This window comes from Streptomyces sp. NPDC054770 (genome assembly GCF_053611985.1).
Genome location: NZ_JBSHBL010000143.1, coordinates 1 through 14,937, shown reverse-complemented (window position 1 = coordinate 14,937; position 14,937 = coordinate 1). Strand labels below are relative to the sequence as shown.

The window sequence follows — 14,937 nt, the reverse complement described above, 5'->3', positions numbered from 1 at the left end:
ACAACCCGACAGGCCACCACTCCCACGGAACCACCACTCCTATCCCCGACCAGCGGAAACGCGTCGATCACGTCCTGAAAGACAACAACTTCTGACGGCCCGCTCGAGGAAGGCTCCGTCTGTACATGGTTTGCCGCCGACTTGCCTGACGGTGGTCCTGCAGGATGAGAGTGTTCGGCTATTTCAAACGCGCAAGGCTCCCTTGCCGTTCGGGGAGGCGTTCGAAGTCTCAACTCGCAGGCATGGAAGCCGCGTTGGCTCCGCGTTCTGTCACCCCGCGCCACACCGTATTGATGCCACCCAAGCCGCTCATGCCAGACCAACGGAACACCAAGCAGAAATCAACGAGTTAAAGATCTGCGCGCCCTAAGGGCAAGCCACTCTTACCGATTCCATGTTACGGAGACAGAGTCACTGCTAGTATCCCCGTCAATCGTGGAGCGTGAGGCATAGGGGGACGCGCACGTGGATCACTCTGAACGCGGCGGCCAGCTGGCGGATCTTCATCAGGACCTCATTCACGGATTCGAACGAGTCGTTTCTCTGTTCGAGCGATCGGCGGGGCTGGAACGCAACAACAACCACGAGGGAGCAGCCCTCAAGCAGAAAAACGAGCGGAAAGCAGTCGAGCTCAATCGGCACCTGGAGTCGGTACGGGAACTGCAGCTCGTCATGCCGATCGTGGCACCGATGAAAGCAGGCAAGTCGACACTGATCAACGCGATCGTCGGATATCAGTTGCTGCCCGCTCGGGCCAACCCTATGACCACGGTACCCACAAGAATCATCCTTGTGGAAGGTATGGCTCTGGACAGACCGGAGCTGAGCATTCCCGACTCCCTGCTCAACCTTTACGACACTCTGGAGAGGAAGCTCCGGGGGCGCCTGCGCAGCGGCTGGACCGTCGGCTCCAAGCACGGCTACCTGATGGATCTGGCCGAACGCCTCAACCGCGCAGTGCTACCCCGCCTCGAGCGTCGCTACGTTGGAGCAGCTGACGTTCACAAGGCTCTTGCCAGGATCAACGATGAGATGCGGCTCGCCTCTCTGGCTCTCAACGACGACTATCTCAGCTACATGCAAGACCTGCCGGAGCTGCGCACAGGACACCTGCATCCTTTCGCAGCCGGAGAGGCGCGAGGCGGGCAGCTTGTCCTCATCGACACACCCGGCCCCAACGAACACGCCATTGCCGCCAGGCTTGGCCCCGCTCTTGAACGCCAGCTCCACGACGCGCACGTTCTGCTGGTGGTGCTCGACTACACCCAGATGGGTAGTGACGCGGCAGTCGACATCGAGAAGCGTCTCGGTCGGCACATCGAGGTCATTGGGAAGGAGCGCCTGTATGCCGTGGTCAACAAGGTGGACGCGCGCAAGACCGAGGACGATCTGAGCACGGATGAGACCCGTCAGGTTGTCCGCAACACCCTCGGAATCTCCGCGGGACAGGTACATGAGGTCGTGGCCAACTGGGGCCTGCTCGGCTCCCGGGTCCTGACCGAGCAACGCCTGACGGGGGACCGGTTCAGGAGCGCTGACAGCGAGGCGGCCATTGCCGTGTTGCGCGAACTCAATCCACTCGAAGACGTGTCCGAGCTGGAGGCCCTTCTTGGCGATACGCCACCGGCGACGCTGACCCGCACGGCTGAGCGCCTGTTGGTGAAGAGCAAGGTCGTGCCGCTGATTGAGAAGGTGATTGACCAGCTACGGAGCGATGCGGCTCCTGCGGTCATGACATCAGCACTGTATCGGTACCAGGCTGCGGTGGACGAGTTGAAGACCAGCCTCGCATTGGAACGCAGCGCCGCAGAGCGTGATGCGAAGGAGATCGAGCAGCAACTGGCCAATTTGAAAAGCGAAATGGAGGAGCTGGCTGACCACAGGGAACGGCTTCCGACCGTCGTACAGCTGCAGGAGCGGTTCCGGCGGGAGATCGATGGATTCGTCAGCGGATTGGAAGTGAACGGTCACCAGATCATCCAGGCGGTGGGAACAGAGTCGGCCAAGGCGGAGAAGTCACATATCAGGAAGTTGATTGACGCGGTCAGTCCGAGCAAATCCGTCTCGGACGAGATCGAGTTCCCGACGCTTGAGGAGGCCACGCGGCTGACGGACGAGATCGTTGGAGCAGTCACCGCGCAGCTTCGCGAACTGCTCGACGAGGGGCGCGTCGACCTGGACAAGCTGGTCCGACGCACCTCCGCCGACATCGTCGATGAGCAGGAGTCGAAGGTGCGCGGGCTCATCGAACGCGCCGCACGAACCCTTTCGAATGCGTTCGATGTCGATGTCAAACCCCCTCCTCCCGGTATCGACAAGCAGTTCCGTGTCGAGCTCGAGGATCCCGCAGAGCGGATGCGTGTTAGCGAAGAGGAGTACGAGGAGACTCGGACCAGGCGCATCTGGTGGACTCTGTGGATTGCCAAGGAGGAGGTGACGGTCACCACGACCCGCCCGGTCAATGTGCCTGTCTACGTCGTCTCCTGTACAAGCATCGAGCGTCAGCTCCGGGGGCTCTTCGATGCCCAGATCGACGACATGCGTGACTCTCTGCGTGCATACGTCAGCAGTGAGCTCACCGGCGAGCTCACCGCCTATTACGACGGACTTGCTGACTACCTCAAGGGCTACCACGATGTCCTTACCAGCTCTCTGGGGGTTCAACAGAAGAGCGAGGAGCAGCGTATCGATCACGGAATGACGATCAGGGCCCTCGAGGCGGAGTTGGCGACGGAAGCCGAGACGCTCGACGACTACCTGTGTCGACTCACGGCCTGAATGTGGAAAGGCTGGTTCCGAGCCCTTCATGAATGGCCAAGTTCTGCAGCTGGCTCATCGGCTGCCTGGGATGCACGACAGGGCGCTGCTCGAGCTGGCGAACGGTATCGGTGTCGCTCGGGCGATCACTGCCGACCGTGCAGAATCGGGCGTCGTCGCGAGGCTGATCGCGGACCTCACCGGCAGCAGCCGGAGCGCCCAGCTGCTGACCATCCGTCACCTGGTCAACGGTCAGGAAACGCTGGCCGCGCTCGCAGTCGAAACCAGTGAATACGGCCGGGTCACCGATCTGGCCATAGCGCGAGTGGCCAGGCATCTGAAGTCCGTGACGGGGCACGTGTCATCCCTGCAGCGCGCGCATGAGGAACTCGCTGATGAGGTCGGAGAGATCATCAGGGCGACCGATGAGCGCTTGTCGCTCCTCGAACGCCGTGTCGGCACGGTCGAGTTGAAAGACGCCGCCAGGGATTTCGCGGACCGTGTGCTGACCAGCGCGGAACGATCGCTGCGCGGAGTTCCGTGGCCTTACCAAGCCGTTCTCCTCGGGCGCCACCTGGCGAGCGGCCCGTGTGGGCGCTGGTATGCGGAATCCGGTGACACGGAGTACCGCAGTCGAACCGCCCGAGCGGTAGCCGACTCGATTCCCCAGGTATCCCGGGCGCCCGGTCGTACGATCAGCCTGGCCGCCGAGTTCGAAGAAGCCTGGCGCATGCTTGTCTGGCCCGAACAGCGCGCGCTGGTAGGAGAGTTGCTCGACGTCGGACTCGTTCCTGGGCTTGCTCTGGCAAGCCGCCCGCTGCACCACATGGCCGCGATGACGATGGAGCTGGCCTCACTCGCCGACGACGTCAGGCCCGAGCGGCCGGCCGGGATCGCCCTGGAGCTCAGCCGACGACGAGTGGACCACCTCGATGCGGGTGCCACCGCGCGCAGGATCGTGGACGTTGCGGTGCACGAGCAGTTCGAACTGGCCGCGAGCCACTGGCGGCGGCCATGAAGAACACCACGCGTGCCGCACGCATCGGGCTGGTTCTGGCCGGCGGAGGAGCGCGAGGGGCCTACCAGGTCGGAGTGGTGGAATACCTCGCCGAACTACATATTTCCCTGGCGGCGGTGGCGGGTACCAGCATCGGCGCGCTGAACGGCGCGGTGGTCGCCGCACAAGGGTCGCCCGACGCGGCGGTCGAACACATGGTGAATGTGTGGGACGAGGTCGGACGTGCTGCCGGGCACGCGGACTCCGGCTTGGGCACGGTGCCGGATGTCGTCAAGCTGGCTCGAGGCCCAGTCCTGCACCCAGAATTCGTTGACAGCGTGTTGGACCGGCACGTTGACCTCGCACAGCTGAGCCTCCCGTTCTGGGTCGCTGCCTTCCCCGGGGTGCCTGACGACAACTGGTTCGCCGACGTCGTGCGATCGGTGAACGGCGCCCAATCAGAATGGATCAAGGTCAACGACCTTGCAGTAGCCGAGCGCCGGGAGGCAGTTCTGGCCAGTGCCGCCCTTCCGTTCATCGCCCCCGGGCGGCGTGTGGGCGACCGTCTCTACCGCGATGGCAGCCTCGGAGGTGCCTACGCCAATGCGCCGCTGGGGCCGCTGATGGCTGAGAGCCCACTCGACTTGATCCTGGTCACGCATCTTCGGCGCGGAGTGCTGTGGGACGCCAGTCGCTACCCCACCGCAACGGTCCTCGAAATCCGGCCGTCAGAGGCGTTGGTCTCACCCGGCGTGACTGGCAACGCCGTCAGCCTCCTGGATTTCTCCGCCCGCCGGCTGAACGAGCTGCGACAACTGGGCTATCAGGATGCCGAGCGGACCATCACCGGTGCACGGGCCCTCCTTGAGCCTCACCTAAGACGACGTGAGGCTCAGGACACCATGCTGGAAGCAGTTCGCGAACTGGATTCCCCCTGACTGCTCGCGGGCTTCTCCCAGGATCTCCGTCATCGTCTCCCGGGTGTCTCCAACCGGGACAGCGCCATCTCCGGCTGCCCCAGGGGCGTTCACCCCGCTCGAGATGCCGACCGACTGAAGGCACCCGGTCGGCGCCCGGCCAGGCGGCCGCTCATGAGCACGGTCATCGACCACAGACGGCCACGGCCCCAACCATGCCGAGGCAGTCCACCGCCAGGTGCCTCTTGCGCCCGCCCACCCCTGGACCTGCCGGCGGCGGGCGAAGGCGTGCACTCAGGAACGCTGTTCGACCAGACAAGCCCGTGGCAACGCGGTGGCTTCTCAGGTCAGATTCAGCCCGCCGTCCAGCACGATGACCTCGCCGGTCAGATAGGTGCTGGCGATCAGCGATGCCACCAGATCGGCCACGTCGGCGGGCTGGGCCGGCCGGCGCATGGGCGCGCGCTCCCGCCACAGCTCGTGCGCCTGCGCCCAGTCCTTCGTCATCGGCGTGTCCACCAGCCCCGGTGCCACCGCGTTGACCCGTACCTCGGGCCCGAGCGCGGCCGCGAGCAGCCGGGTCACGTGGTTCAGCGCGGCCTTGCTCGCCGCGTACGGAACCGACGAGCCCTTGGGGCGCACCCCCGCGTGGCTGGTGACGTTCACGATGCTGCCGCCCCCGGGGGAATTGCGCAGCGCCGGAAGTGCCGCCGTGCACAGCACCCATGGCGCGATCAGGTTCACCTCCAGCAGCTGTCGCCAGTCAGCGGGTGTCGCCGCGGCCAGGTCGTCGTGCGGGATCGGCCAGCTGATGCCCGCGTTGTTCACCAGCACGTCCAGCCGCCCGTACCGGCCCAGCGCCGCCTCGACCAGCCCCCGGGCCTCCTCCTCCACCGCAAGGTCGGCCCGGACGTACGCCCCGCCGAGCTCCGCCGCAAGCGACTCCCCGGCCTCCGTACTGTGCCGCGAGTGCACGACGACCCGCATCCCATCCGCCGCCAGCCGCCGCGCGACGGCCTCCCCGATCCCCGACGTGGACCCGCTGATCAGAGCAACGGGCCGATCCGCCTGTTCAAGCCTCATGCTGCGGATCCTGCCATGGCGGCCGCCATGCCTGGGCCACCGCAGGAACCCCTGAACGGGAACCCTGCGCTACTGCGTACCGAGTCGTCAGAGCCGCTACGGGCACCGAAGTCGCGATCGGGGCGGCGCATCGGGACCTGCCCTTCGGGGTCGGTGCCGTGGCCGGGGATCGGCGTGAGTGTCGGCGGAACCGCCGAAGCCGGGGTGTACGAGCGCGGACAGCCGGGCCGGCCGCAGGATGGGGGTGAGGGTGCTGCGGGTCACTGCCGTGCTCCTCGAATGAAACGGTCTCGGACGAGGCCGGGGTGCCGTCATGCGAAGTCGGTCGCGGGGACGGTGGCGTAGCGGCTCATGACCTGGACCATCGACTCCGGGGTCGGTTCCGCACCGTCGGCGATCATGTTCCGCAGGTCGCGGAAGTACTGCATGTACAGGTCGGGCGTGAAGGTGTTGAGCAGCACCGCCGGCTCGTCGCCGCGATTGGCGAAGGTGTGCGGGGCGCCAGGGGGGATCATCGCGAGTGTGCCGGCCGGTGCCGCGTGGGTGGTCTCCCCGATGGTGAAGTGGACGGTGCCGGAGACGACGTAGAAGCCCTCGTCGTGCTGGGCGTGCCGGTGCTGCGGCGGTCCCTGGGTGTGCGGGGCGATGGTGATCTCCCCGATGCCGAGGCGGTGCCCGGTGGTGCTGCCGTCCTCCAGGATGCGGATCCGCGTCGGGCCGAGCCGGATGGTCTCGCCGTCGTCGGGACCCACCACGGAAACCGTGCTCAAGACTTCTCCTTCGTGAGGGCGGACTCTCGCGAGCGTAGGGAAGTCGACCCCAGTTATGCAAGTCAACTCTCACCAAGCGAGGCGGCTGCTACGATGTAGGGCGACCAGTAGGAGGTATCGGGTGATGACGGGGCAGCCGGAAGCCGGACGCGTCAACCAGAAACGGCGCACGCGGACGGCGATCGTGGCAGCCGCCCATGAACTCATCGGCACGGGAGCCGAGGTGACCATGCCGGCGATCGCCCGCGCGGCGCTGGTCTCCGAGGCCACCGCGTACCGCTACTTCCCTGACTTGCCCTCCCTGATCAGTGAGGCCCTGGCCGGTGTCTGGCCGGCCCCTGCCGAGGCGCTCGCACCGGTCGCGAACTCCACCGACCCGGTCGAACGCGTCGCGTTCGCCTGCGAGTTCCTGCTCCGGGGCATACTCGCCCGGCAGGGCGCCGTACGCGCGATGATCGCCGCCACCATCACCCGGCCCGAGACGGTGGCCGCCCGTCCGGGCATCCGCTTCGGCCTCATCGACCATGCGCTCCTCCCGCTGCAGGACACGCTCGGTACGACGGACCCGGACGCGTTCGCCCAACTCAAGCGGGATCTCGCGGTGACCGTGAGCGCGGAGGCCCTCTTCACCCTCACCGACCTGTGCGGACTCGACCCGGACAAGGCCGTCACCAGCGCCGTACGGACCGCGTCGACCCTCACCGGAGCAGCGGTGCGCGCGACCGCGTAGCGGACCGCGCGCAGTCACCTTCGGCCGAGTGAACCGGCGCCGCGGACCGGCGGCTTCCGGGGGAGACGAAGTCAGTGGGCCCGGATGAAGGCTGCGGCGGAGTTCAGTGCCTCGTCGGCTTCGTCGAGCATGACGGCGAAGGACTGGAAGACGTGCGGGACCTGGGGCCAGACCTGGAGTTCGACGTGAACGTCGTGGTCGGCGGCGCGGGCGGCCAGTCGTATGGCGTCGTCCAGCAGGATCTCGTGCGAGCCGACCTGGATCAGCAGCGGCGGCAGGTCCGTGAGGTCGGCGAAGACAGGGCTGGCCAGTGGTTCGGTGGCGGCCGTCGGTCCCAGGTAGTCGCGGGCACGGGTCCGCAGTGCCTCCGGGGTGAGGGCGGGATCGAGGTGAGCCTTGCCGGTGGCGCTGGCGCCGGAGACCGTGAGGTCGGCCCAGGGCGAGAAGACCGCGGCCGACGAGGGTTGGGGGAGTCCCGCCTCCTTGAGGGCGAGCAGCGTGGCGACGGTCAGGCCGCCGCCGGCGGATTCGCCCACGAACACGATGCGGTCGCTGGGGATGCCCTGGTCGAGCAGCGCGCGGTAGGCGGCCACGGCGTCGTCGACGGCCGCGGGGAACGGGTGCTCGGGGGCCAGCCGGTAGTCGACGCAGACGGCGCGGGCGCCGACCCGCCGGGACACGTCGGCGGCCAGACCCGCGGCGTCGGCCGCGGAGCCGATGGCGTAGGCGCCGCCGTGGAAGTACAGCAGTACGCGGGACGGATCGCTGCCGGGGGTGTCGACGGTGACGACGGGGGTGCCGCCAAGGTGTCCGGGGGTGGTCGTGACGTCGGGAGGCAGGGGTATCGAGATCATCATCTTGTGGAAGACGGCGCGCGCTTCGGCCACGTCGCCTCCCACGTCGAGCGGGGCGTGCCGCAGCAGTTCGTCGAGTTCGCGGCGTTGTTGCCCGGACATGGTGGTGCCCTTCTCATGGGGTGGCACAGGGGTGAAACAGGAGTGACGCAGGGGTGGGGCGGCGGGTGTGCCGGCGTTCAGCGGGGCGGGCCGAGGATGATCTGGCCGTAGAGATCGGCGGCCTCGGCCATCTTGTCCTTCGAGATCTCGAAGCCTTCGGGCCGGGCGGTGGACAGGTCGCGGCCGGCGTGCCGGAACATACCCTCGATGCCGCCAGGGGTGCAGATCATCAGCAGGTCGGCGGTGTCGGACGTGATGCGGTAGCCGTGCGGGACGTTCCTCGGCAGGTAGACGATGCCGCCCTCTGACAGCTCCATCTCCTCGTCGTCAGACCACAGCAGCGCGGTGCCCTTGATGAGCATGAAGATCTCGTCCTCGTGGGTGTGCATGTGGTACGGCGGCGCCTCGCCCTTGGCGACGCTGAACCGTCCGACGGTCAGCTGACCTTCGGTGGCAGCGCTGTCCAGGAGCACGGCGAACTGGCCGCCGTCGAGCCATTCGAGCTTCTGCTGCTGGTCGGGCTGAGCGAGGTAGGCCATGCTCACGAAGGTGTCCGTTCTGTGTTGACTGGCGGGCGCTCTGTTGTCGGCCCGGTGATCGGGGCGGCGTCCTGGGGCCGGGGTCAGCTGGCCGGACCCCGCTTGACGACCGTGTCGACGAAGTCCCCGATGGCCTCCAGGGTCTGCCCGAGCTGCTCGATCTGCGGGAAGTGCCCCGCCTCGGAGACGGCCACGAACCGGCTGTTGGGGAAGGAGTCGGCGTAGCCGCGGCCATAGGTGACGTTGGCAATGCCGTCCTCCTCGCCCCAGGCGACCAGCACCGGGAGGGTGATACGGCGCAGCCGGCTCCGGAGCTTGGGGTCGTAGGTGAAGCCGGCGCCCCCGTACACGGCAAGGGTCTGCTGGTTGGCCGCAGCGGCGGCACGCTGCTGGTCGGTGAAGGTGGAGAAGTCGGGACGGAAGGCCGCGTTGGCGAAGGAGAGCTTGGTAACTGCCTGAGGCGGCAGGGTGCGCGGGTCAATGACCTGGTTGACCTGCATGTGGGCGTGGATACCGACGGCGTTGAGCAGGGTGAGGGCCCCGATGCGGCCCTTGGTGTCACGCAGGGCCATCTCGGCGGCGATCCAGCCGCCGATCGAGTTGCCGATCACCATCACACCGGTCAGGTCCAGCTCGTCCAGCAGATCGAGGTAGGCCACCGCCAGGTCCGCGACGGAGTCGCACCAGTCGGGACGGGGGGTGCCGTCGAAGCCGGGGTGGGTCGGCGCGACGGCGAAGACGTGCTCCGACAGCGCGGTGGCCAGGCCGGTCATGGTCCGCGGACCCGCACCACCGTGCAGGAGCAGAACACCGGTCCCCTCGGTCTGGGAGCCGTACTCGTCGATGGTGACGGACAGGCCGTCGGCGAGATCGACGGTACGGGTGGAGTGGGTGGTGCGGGCGGAGGTCGGAACGGTCATGGCAGTGATCCCCATTCATGAGAGCTGGCTCGCACAAACATAGACAGCCGCCTCCCCTTATGCAAGTAAACTCTCACCAAGAGAGTTGCCCCTCGTTTGAATGGTGCCGCGCAAGTGTGAACGGCTCCCCACTGGCGGCCCGGATGAACCGGGGCGGCGCGCATGAGCCAGCCATTCGTGAGGGCATGCTCTCATCATGGGGGTCGAGACGCCCGAGCCGTGCGGATGACGAGAGGTGGAGCGATGGGATCACAGACCACGACGGGCCGTGCCAATCAGAAGCTGCGCACGCGCACCGCGCTCGTGCGGGCCGCAGTCGAACTCAGCCGTACCGGTCGGGAAGTGACCATGCCCGAGGTGGCCAGGAGGGCCCTGGTTTCCGAGGCCACCGCCTACCGCCACTTCCCCGACCTGCTCAGCCTGTTGGGCGAAGCGATCGCCGGGCAACTACCCGCTCCTGCCGTGGCACTGCGGTCGGCCGCCGCCTCCACCGATCCCGTGGTGCGGGTAGCCACCGCGACCGAGTTCCTGCTGCGCTATGTCCTGGCCCGGCAGGGCGTGGTGCGCGCCATGATCGCGGCCGCCCTGGTACAGCCCGCGGAAGCCGTCTCCCGGCCGGGGCTGCGCTTCGGACTGATCGACCACGCGCTGATCCCCCTGGCCACCGGCACTGCCGTCGAGCCCGCCGCACTGGATCAGCTCAAGCGTGATCTCACCGTCGTGGCAAGTGCCGAGGCGCTCTTCACCCTGACCGACCTGCATGGACTGGACCCCGACCAGGCCATCGCCAGCCTCCGGCACACCGCGACGACCCTCACCCGGGCCGCGCTGCGGGTTGCCGAACAGACCGCGAGTGGCGCGAGGCCGACGCAACAGCCCCTCCGGGAAAGGTCTTTTGAGGGGCCGGGCGTCTCCGGGTGACGGCCGTCGCGATATCCGGCCGGATCAGTCCGGCCCCGGCCCCGTTTCCCTCGTGACGGTGCGCAGCGGGGCTTGCCCGTCGGGGCAGGGGCCAGCGTTTGACGCGGATGCGGACGGCCAGGACTGCCAGCCCAAGGAGGACCGGATCGGCCACGCAGGAGGCCATCTCGATGTAGGTGCCGACGGTGGTCAGGTCCTGCCCGGAGGAGCGGAACACCACCGCCTTGCCCCCGCGTTCTTCCGCCGCTGGCGCGAGCACGGGCTGATCACCGAGTTCCATGACCGGCTGTGCGGGAAGGTCCGCCAAGCGCGCAAGCCTGGCACCGGGAACCCGGTTCGTCACGGCTGCGTCTCTCCGTGCAGCACCACCGACTCGGCATCAATTCCTGTAGTGGCCGCGGCAGTTCACCCCATGGCCTTGAGGTGGAGGAACCAACTTTGCGCCGTGGCTACAAGTGGGTGGACCGCGAGCTGGCCCGGATGGATCCGGACACCGAGTGGGAGAGGATGATCTCGCTCTACGTCAGCCACCGGGTGCCCGAGTTCGCCCTGGCGATGATGATCTATCCGGGCACCATGCGCATGATGCAACCGGCCCTCGGGGCAGCCACGTTGGACCACACGCGCAAACTGGAGACGAAGCCGTACCGGCGCTTCCAGGACGGCAACGACTTCCTGGTGGCCTGGATGGTGGACGGCGTGTCCAGCGCGGCGGGCCGCGCAGCCGCTGAGCGGCTGAATCGCATCCATATGGCCGTAGCCCGAAGAACGCCGAACTTACCCGGCAACTTCGACGACATCGACGACTTCGTCTACCCGCTGGTCCTGCTGGCCATCTTTGCCCACCGACTCCAGACCTCGCTGGGTTTGCCCGGTATCCCCGAACACATGCAACGCGCCTGGCACCACTGGGCGCAGGCCGTCTTCCGCATCCTGGAACGCGAATCCGGCCCCCTGGCCGAGGAACCCTTCCCCGAGGACTGGCAGGCGATGGAGGAGTTCGCCCGGAAATTCGACTCCCGGCCCTACGAGTCGACCGATTCCGGACACCGTGTCGCCACCGCGATGATGCACTTCTTCGCCGAGCGCTGGTTCCCGCCCCCACTGCGTGCCTTCGGCCGTGATCTGACCCGCTACCTCGCCGGAGAACGGGTCTGCCGACTGCACCGGATCGGCTGGATCGGGCCGCGCCGCGAGCAAGCGATCCGGCTGTTCCTCAAGGCCCTGTTTCTCGCCCACCGCGTGCTGCCCGACGCCCGCACACCGCTGTCCGACCGCCTCCGCCGGACCCGGCGCACCAACGCCCAAGAATGACGGTGGCGGGCTGCGAGGTTCTGGTCGCACCCCACACGGGTCTCGACTGTGGTCGGCTGGGCCGGAGTCGCGGCCGCGCGGACGCCCCACCACGCCCGTGCGGGCTGGGCTGCTGACTTCGAACCCAACAGGCCGATCTGCACGTGCAGCAGCTGCGGAGCCTCCTGGCCCGAAGTGCCTCCCGCCGGTCCCGTACGGTCGGGGACTGGGTCACTCGCTTGCCGAGCGCCGCCGTATTCGCCATGTGCTCGAATTCGGCGGCGGGACGCGGCGTGACGGCGTCGCGGCTGACTGGGAGGACTTACCTCCCTGTTGGGAGCCGGCCGGTCGTGGTCCTGGCTCTGGTCGAAGGCGCAGAATGAACGCACGGAAATCCTGCGAACCGGAGGTCCGGTGCCGGCACTGATCGGCTCCCTGATCCGCCCTGGAACACTCGCCGCACCTCCGCAGGGCGCCCGTATCTGCACCGCGCCTGGCCCGGAGGCATCCGATGAATCAAAAGCGCCCAGGAACGGGCCCGCTCACCGTGATCGTGTTGGTCTTCCCGGGCGTGCGGCTGCTCGATGTGACCGGTCCCATCGAGGTGTTCGCGTCGGCCAACGAGTTCGGCGGGCGCTATCGGGTCCAGATCGCGTCCGAGGACGGGGCGGAGGTGACCCGCTCCGCAGAGCCTTTGTGCGTCAGCTGGATGTGACGCCTGGTGCGTTCCGGGCCAGTTTCCGGACGACCGGCGTGGGCACGTCCGAGGCGGGCTCGGCGTAGTAGGTGACCATGGTGCTGGTCGCGTGCCCAAGACCGCGGAAGCGGGAGGGCCCTGATCGACAGCGGCCCGGAGGAGTGGACCCATACCCGAGAAGAACCACCACACGGTGGCGGTCACCGGGGTGACCGGGGCGCTCGGCAGCCGGATCGCGGACCGACCCGCCGACCACGGAGTCCCGCAATTCCTTGTCGGAAGCGGTCCCGACCGCATGCCCGAACTGCCCGGCGCCGCTCAGCGACGCGGTCCGGCCGCCTACGCCGACGCCTCGGCCATGCGCACGGCACTGGAGGGTGCGTCGACTCTCGTCCTGGTCTCCGGACACCGCACGGGGCGCCGACTGAAGGAACACGCCATCGTGGTCGAGGCCGCCGTCGAGGCCGGTGCGGACCGGGTCCTGTATGTGTCCCTCGTGGGCGCTTCGCCCGTCGCCACCCACCTCGACGCCCGCGACCAGTGACTGACTGAGCAGTTTCTGGCCGGAGCCGGCATCCGCCGCACAGTGCTCCGGGCGGTCTTGCGGACGTCCCCACCGGTCACTTCCGCGTGGGTGTCCGCGACGTCTTCGGCGTGCGCTGCGTATGTCTGGGCACGTGCTGGACGCGCCGGCCCGTTTCCCGGCTGCCGGTGTCTTCCGGTTCTGGAGGCGCCGTGCGGCCCGGGCCCGTGTCCCTGGTTCGCTCACGCCGCGTTCGCGCCGTGAGCATGGCCACAGTCCGAATTCGAGGGGCCCCTCATGTTAGCCTGGATGCATGAGCCAGCAGCACGTCCTGTCCGCGCCTCAGGCACCGGCCAAGGCGCTGCGCCGCGATGCCCAGCGCAACAGGGACGCGATCGTGGCCGCCGCCCGCAAGGCCTTCGCCGCGCAGGGGCTGGACGCGTCCCTGGAGGGCGTTGCCCGCGAGGCAGGCGTCGCGATCGGGACGCTCTACCGGCACTTCCCCCGCAGACTCGACCTGGTCGAAGAGCTCTTCACCGCGAAGTTCACGGAACTGCTGACCGCGGCTGAAGAGGCCGCGGCCATGGACGACGCCTGGGAAGGGTTCTGCCACTACCTGGAAAAGCTCTGTGAACTGCAGGCCTGCGACCGCGCCTTCAACGACCTGGTCTCGGCCCGGCTGCCCGTCCACGCGCTCGGCAGGGGAATGTTCGAGCGCGCGGGAGAACGGGCCGCTCAGATCTTCCGGAAGGCCCAGGAGCAGGGCGTCCTCCGCGACGATGTCACCCCGGAAGACCTCGCTTTCGTGATCTGGTCCCAGGCCGGGATCATCCAGGCCACACGTGCCGTCGCCCCCAACGCCTGGCGCCGCCACCTGCACCTGCTCCTTGACGCCTTCCGTGCCCAGTGCGCCCACGAGCTGCCGGAGCCGCCGCTGACACCGCGGCAGGTCGACCAGACCCTCACCACTCTCGAGTGCCCCGAAGCGGAGTGCCACGAGTGCCAGGAGGAGGCATGAGCCGCGGCAGGTGAGGTTCCCGGGCAACGGGACACACGGTGAGCCCGGTGCTGCATTCAGCACCGGGCTCGCTCGGATCTGGCAGGGCGTCGCCGCCCGGAGGAGGCGTTCAACTTCCCGCCAGCAACTGCGCCAGCTCCGCGTCCAGGTCGAGCCGGCTGGATTCGGCCCCCGGCGGCACCACGGACCGCGTCTCGTGCAGGAAGGAATCCACGTCCTGCGCGGGGAACTCGAACAGGGCCGACCCCGAAGGTGAACTCAGAGCGATGAACACCACGTCGCGTCCCGGGTCGGCGGCCGGCCACATGTGCACGTCTCCGAGTCCGGTGCGCTCGCTCAGGGCCTGAGTCAGCATGTCGCGACTGAAGAACCACTCGACCGTCCGGCCGTCGCCCGGGGGGTGGAAGGCGGCGCGGACGGCATAGGGGTCATCCGCCTCGTACCGCAGTGCTGCGTACATCGGCACCGACAGGTCGTGTGACACGACAAACTGCACGGGCAGTTCGTACGCCACGGTTCTGACCGATCTCACTGTCCCTCACTCCCGCAATCCCGCTCGCCCCGCACTGCGATCGCAGCCCGGGTACTTCGAGGCACGGGACGTGGTGGTATCGCCGACGCAACCGGAGGTGCCGGACGACGAGAGCAGTACACGCGGGTCCTGCGAGTCGGCCCCGTTCGGCCAAGAATCGATTTCATCGGGCCGGGCACGGTGTCGGCCCGGCGAGCGGTCGGTTCGACGAGCCGTGACGAGTGACCCCCCGCCACGTCGTTGGGGCTTGTACAACCCACCCCGACGGTGATCGGGCGCCACAG

General features: G+C 67.8%; 15 protein-coding genes. 9 read left to right on the top strand and 6 right to left on the bottom strand.

What is annotated here, in order from left to right:
• The first annotated feature begins 465 nt into the window (after positions 1-465).
• The 3 genes from ACWGKQ_RS50730 to ACWGKQ_RS50720 all read left to right on the top strand — a co-directional run bounded on the left by ACWGKQ_RS50730 (position 466) and on the right by ACWGKQ_RS50720 (position 4,692).
• Positions 466-2,778 (top strand): dynamin family protein, encoded by a 2,313-nt coding sequence (locus tag ACWGKQ_RS50730; protein WP_453298929.1) that lies wholly within the window; start codon positions 466-468, stop codon positions 2,776-2,778.
• 70 nt (positions 2,779-2,848) lie between these two features.
• Positions 2,849-3,775, top strand: a complete 927-nt coding sequence (locus ACWGKQ_RS50725) for a hypothetical protein (RefSeq protein ID WP_453298928.1) — start codon at positions 2,849-2,851, stop codon at positions 3,773-3,775.
• Positions 3,772-4,692 (top strand): patatin-like phospholipase family protein, encoded by a 921-nt coding sequence (locus tag ACWGKQ_RS50720; RefSeq protein ID WP_453298927.1) that lies wholly within the window; start codon positions 3,772-3,774, stop codon positions 4,690-4,692. Before ACWGKQ_RS50725 ends, ACWGKQ_RS50720 begins: the two co-directional genes overlap by 4 nt.
• A gap of 321 nt (positions 4,693-5,013) precedes the next feature.
• On the opposite strand, the gene ACWGKQ_RS50715 is transcribed toward ACWGKQ_RS50720, so the two are convergent.
• Both ACWGKQ_RS50715 and ACWGKQ_RS50710 read right to left on the bottom strand, forming a co-directional pair.
• Entirely contained in the window at positions 5,014-5,754 is a 741-nt protein-coding gene (locus ACWGKQ_RS50715; protein WP_453298926.1) for an SDR family NAD(P)-dependent oxidoreductase, read from the bottom strand.
• Positions 5,755-6,065: 311 nt separating this feature from the next.
• A complete protein-coding gene (locus ACWGKQ_RS50710) occupies positions 6,066-6,524 on the bottom strand; it encodes a cupin domain-containing protein (RefSeq protein WP_453298925.1) in 459 nt (152 codons plus the stop codon).
• 124 nt (positions 6,525-6,648) lie between these two features.
• On the opposite strand from ACWGKQ_RS50710, the gene ACWGKQ_RS50705 reads away from it, so the two are divergent.
• Positions 6,649-7,254, top strand: a complete 606-nt coding sequence (locus ACWGKQ_RS50705) for a TetR/AcrR family transcriptional regulator (RefSeq protein WP_453298924.1) — start codon at positions 6,649-6,651, stop codon at positions 7,252-7,254.
• 71 nt (positions 7,255-7,325) lie between these two features.
• Here the strand turns inward: ACWGKQ_RS50705 and ACWGKQ_RS50700 are convergent, their stop codons facing one another.
• The 3 genes from ACWGKQ_RS50700 to ACWGKQ_RS50690 form a co-directional block, all read right to left on the bottom strand.
• On the bottom strand, positions 7,326-8,210 hold the full coding sequence (locus ACWGKQ_RS50700; RefSeq protein ID WP_453298923.1) for an alpha/beta hydrolase: 885 nt from the start codon (positions 8,208-8,210) through the stop codon (positions 7,326-7,328).
• A gap of 77 nt (positions 8,211-8,287) precedes the next feature.
• Entirely contained in the window at positions 8,288-8,749 is a 462-nt protein-coding gene (locus ACWGKQ_RS50695; protein ID WP_453298922.1) for a cupin domain-containing protein, read from the bottom strand.
• Between the two features lie 83 nt (positions 8,750-8,832).
• Positions 8,833-9,669, bottom strand: coding sequence for an alpha/beta fold hydrolase (locus ACWGKQ_RS50690; RefSeq protein WP_453298921.1), 837 nt, complete (start codon positions 9,667-9,669; stop codon positions 8,833-8,835).
• Between the two features lie 243 nt (positions 9,670-9,912).
• On the opposite strand from ACWGKQ_RS50690, the gene ACWGKQ_RS50685 reads away from it, so the two are divergent.
• The 5 genes from ACWGKQ_RS50685 to ACWGKQ_RS50665 all read left to right on the top strand — a co-directional run bounded on the left by ACWGKQ_RS50685 (position 9,913) and on the right by ACWGKQ_RS50665 (position 14,121).
• Positions 9,913-10,590, top strand: a complete 678-nt coding sequence (locus ACWGKQ_RS50685; protein WP_453298920.1) for a TetR/AcrR family transcriptional regulator — start codon at positions 9,913-9,915, stop codon at positions 10,588-10,590.
• Between the two features lie 438 nt (positions 10,591-11,028).
• The gene (locus ACWGKQ_RS50680) at positions 11,029-11,904 is read left to right on the top strand and encodes an oxygenase MpaB family protein (protein ID WP_453298919.1); all 876 of its coding nucleotides are present in this window, start codon (positions 11,029-11,031) and stop codon (positions 11,902-11,904) included.
• 490 nt (positions 11,905-12,394) lie between these two features.
• Positions 12,395-12,598, top strand: a complete 204-nt coding sequence (locus tag ACWGKQ_RS50675; RefSeq protein WP_453298918.1) for a hypothetical protein — start codon at positions 12,395-12,397, stop codon at positions 12,596-12,598.
• A gap of 175 nt (positions 12,599-12,773) precedes the next feature.
• Positions 12,774-13,124 carry an NAD(P)H-binding protein gene (locus ACWGKQ_RS50670; RefSeq protein WP_453298917.1) on the top strand — a complete coding sequence of 117 codons (351 nt, stop codon included), beginning with the start codon at positions 12,774-12,776 and terminating at the stop codon, positions 13,122-13,124.
• A 292-nt stretch (positions 13,125-13,416) separates the two neighbouring features.
• Positions 13,417-14,121 (top strand): TetR/AcrR family transcriptional regulator, encoded by a 705-nt coding sequence (locus tag ACWGKQ_RS50665; RefSeq protein WP_453298916.1) that lies wholly within the window; start codon positions 13,417-13,419, stop codon positions 14,119-14,121.
• Between the two features lie 109 nt (positions 14,122-14,230).
• Here ACWGKQ_RS50665 and ACWGKQ_RS50660 read toward each other — a convergent pair whose 3' ends face one another.
• Positions 14,231-14,617, bottom strand: a complete 387-nt coding sequence (locus ACWGKQ_RS50660; RefSeq protein WP_453298915.1) for an SsgA family sporulation/cell division regulator — start codon at positions 14,615-14,617, stop codon at positions 14,231-14,233.
• Positions 14,618-14,937 lie beyond the last annotated feature (320 nt).

Excerpts from the sequence above, each read along its gene's own strand:
- ACWGKQ_RS50685 (WP_453298920.1), top strand. The coding sequence starts at position 9,913 with ATGGGATCACAGACCACGACGGGCCGTGCCAATCAGAAGCTGCGCACG.
- ACWGKQ_RS50720 (WP_453298927.1), top strand. The coding sequence starts at position 3,772 with ATGAAGAACACCACGCGTGCCGCACGCATCGGGCTGGTTCTGGCCGGC.
- ACWGKQ_RS50675 (WP_453298918.1), top strand. The coding sequence starts at position 12,395 with ATGAATCAAAAGCGCCCAGGAACGGGCCCGCTCACCGTGATCGTGTTG.
- ACWGKQ_RS50695 (WP_453298922.1), bottom strand. The coding sequence starts at position 8,749 with ATGGCCTACCTCGCTCAGCCCGACCAGCAGCAGAAGCTCGAATGGCTC.
- ACWGKQ_RS50715 (WP_453298926.1), bottom strand. The coding sequence starts at position 5,754 with ATGAGGCTTGAACAGGCGGATCGGCCCGTTGCTCTGATCAGCGGGTCC.
- ACWGKQ_RS50705 (WP_453298924.1), top strand. The coding sequence starts at position 6,649 with ATGACGGGGCAGCCGGAAGCCGGACGCGTCAACCAGAAACGGCGCACG.
- ACWGKQ_RS50690 (WP_453298921.1), bottom strand. The coding sequence starts at position 9,669 with ATGACCGTTCCGACCTCCGCCCGCACCACCCACTCCACCCGTACCGTC.
- ACWGKQ_RS50700 (WP_453298923.1), bottom strand. The coding sequence starts at position 8,210 with ATGTCCGGGCAACAACGCCGCGAACTCGACGAACTGCTGCGGCACGCC.
- ACWGKQ_RS50725 (WP_453298928.1), top strand. The coding sequence starts at position 2,849 with ATGCACGACAGGGCGCTGCTCGAGCTGGCGAACGGTATCGGTGTCGCT.
- ACWGKQ_RS50665 (WP_453298916.1), top strand. The coding sequence starts at position 13,417 with ATGAGCCAGCAGCACGTCCTGTCCGCGCCTCAGGCACCGGCCAAGGCG.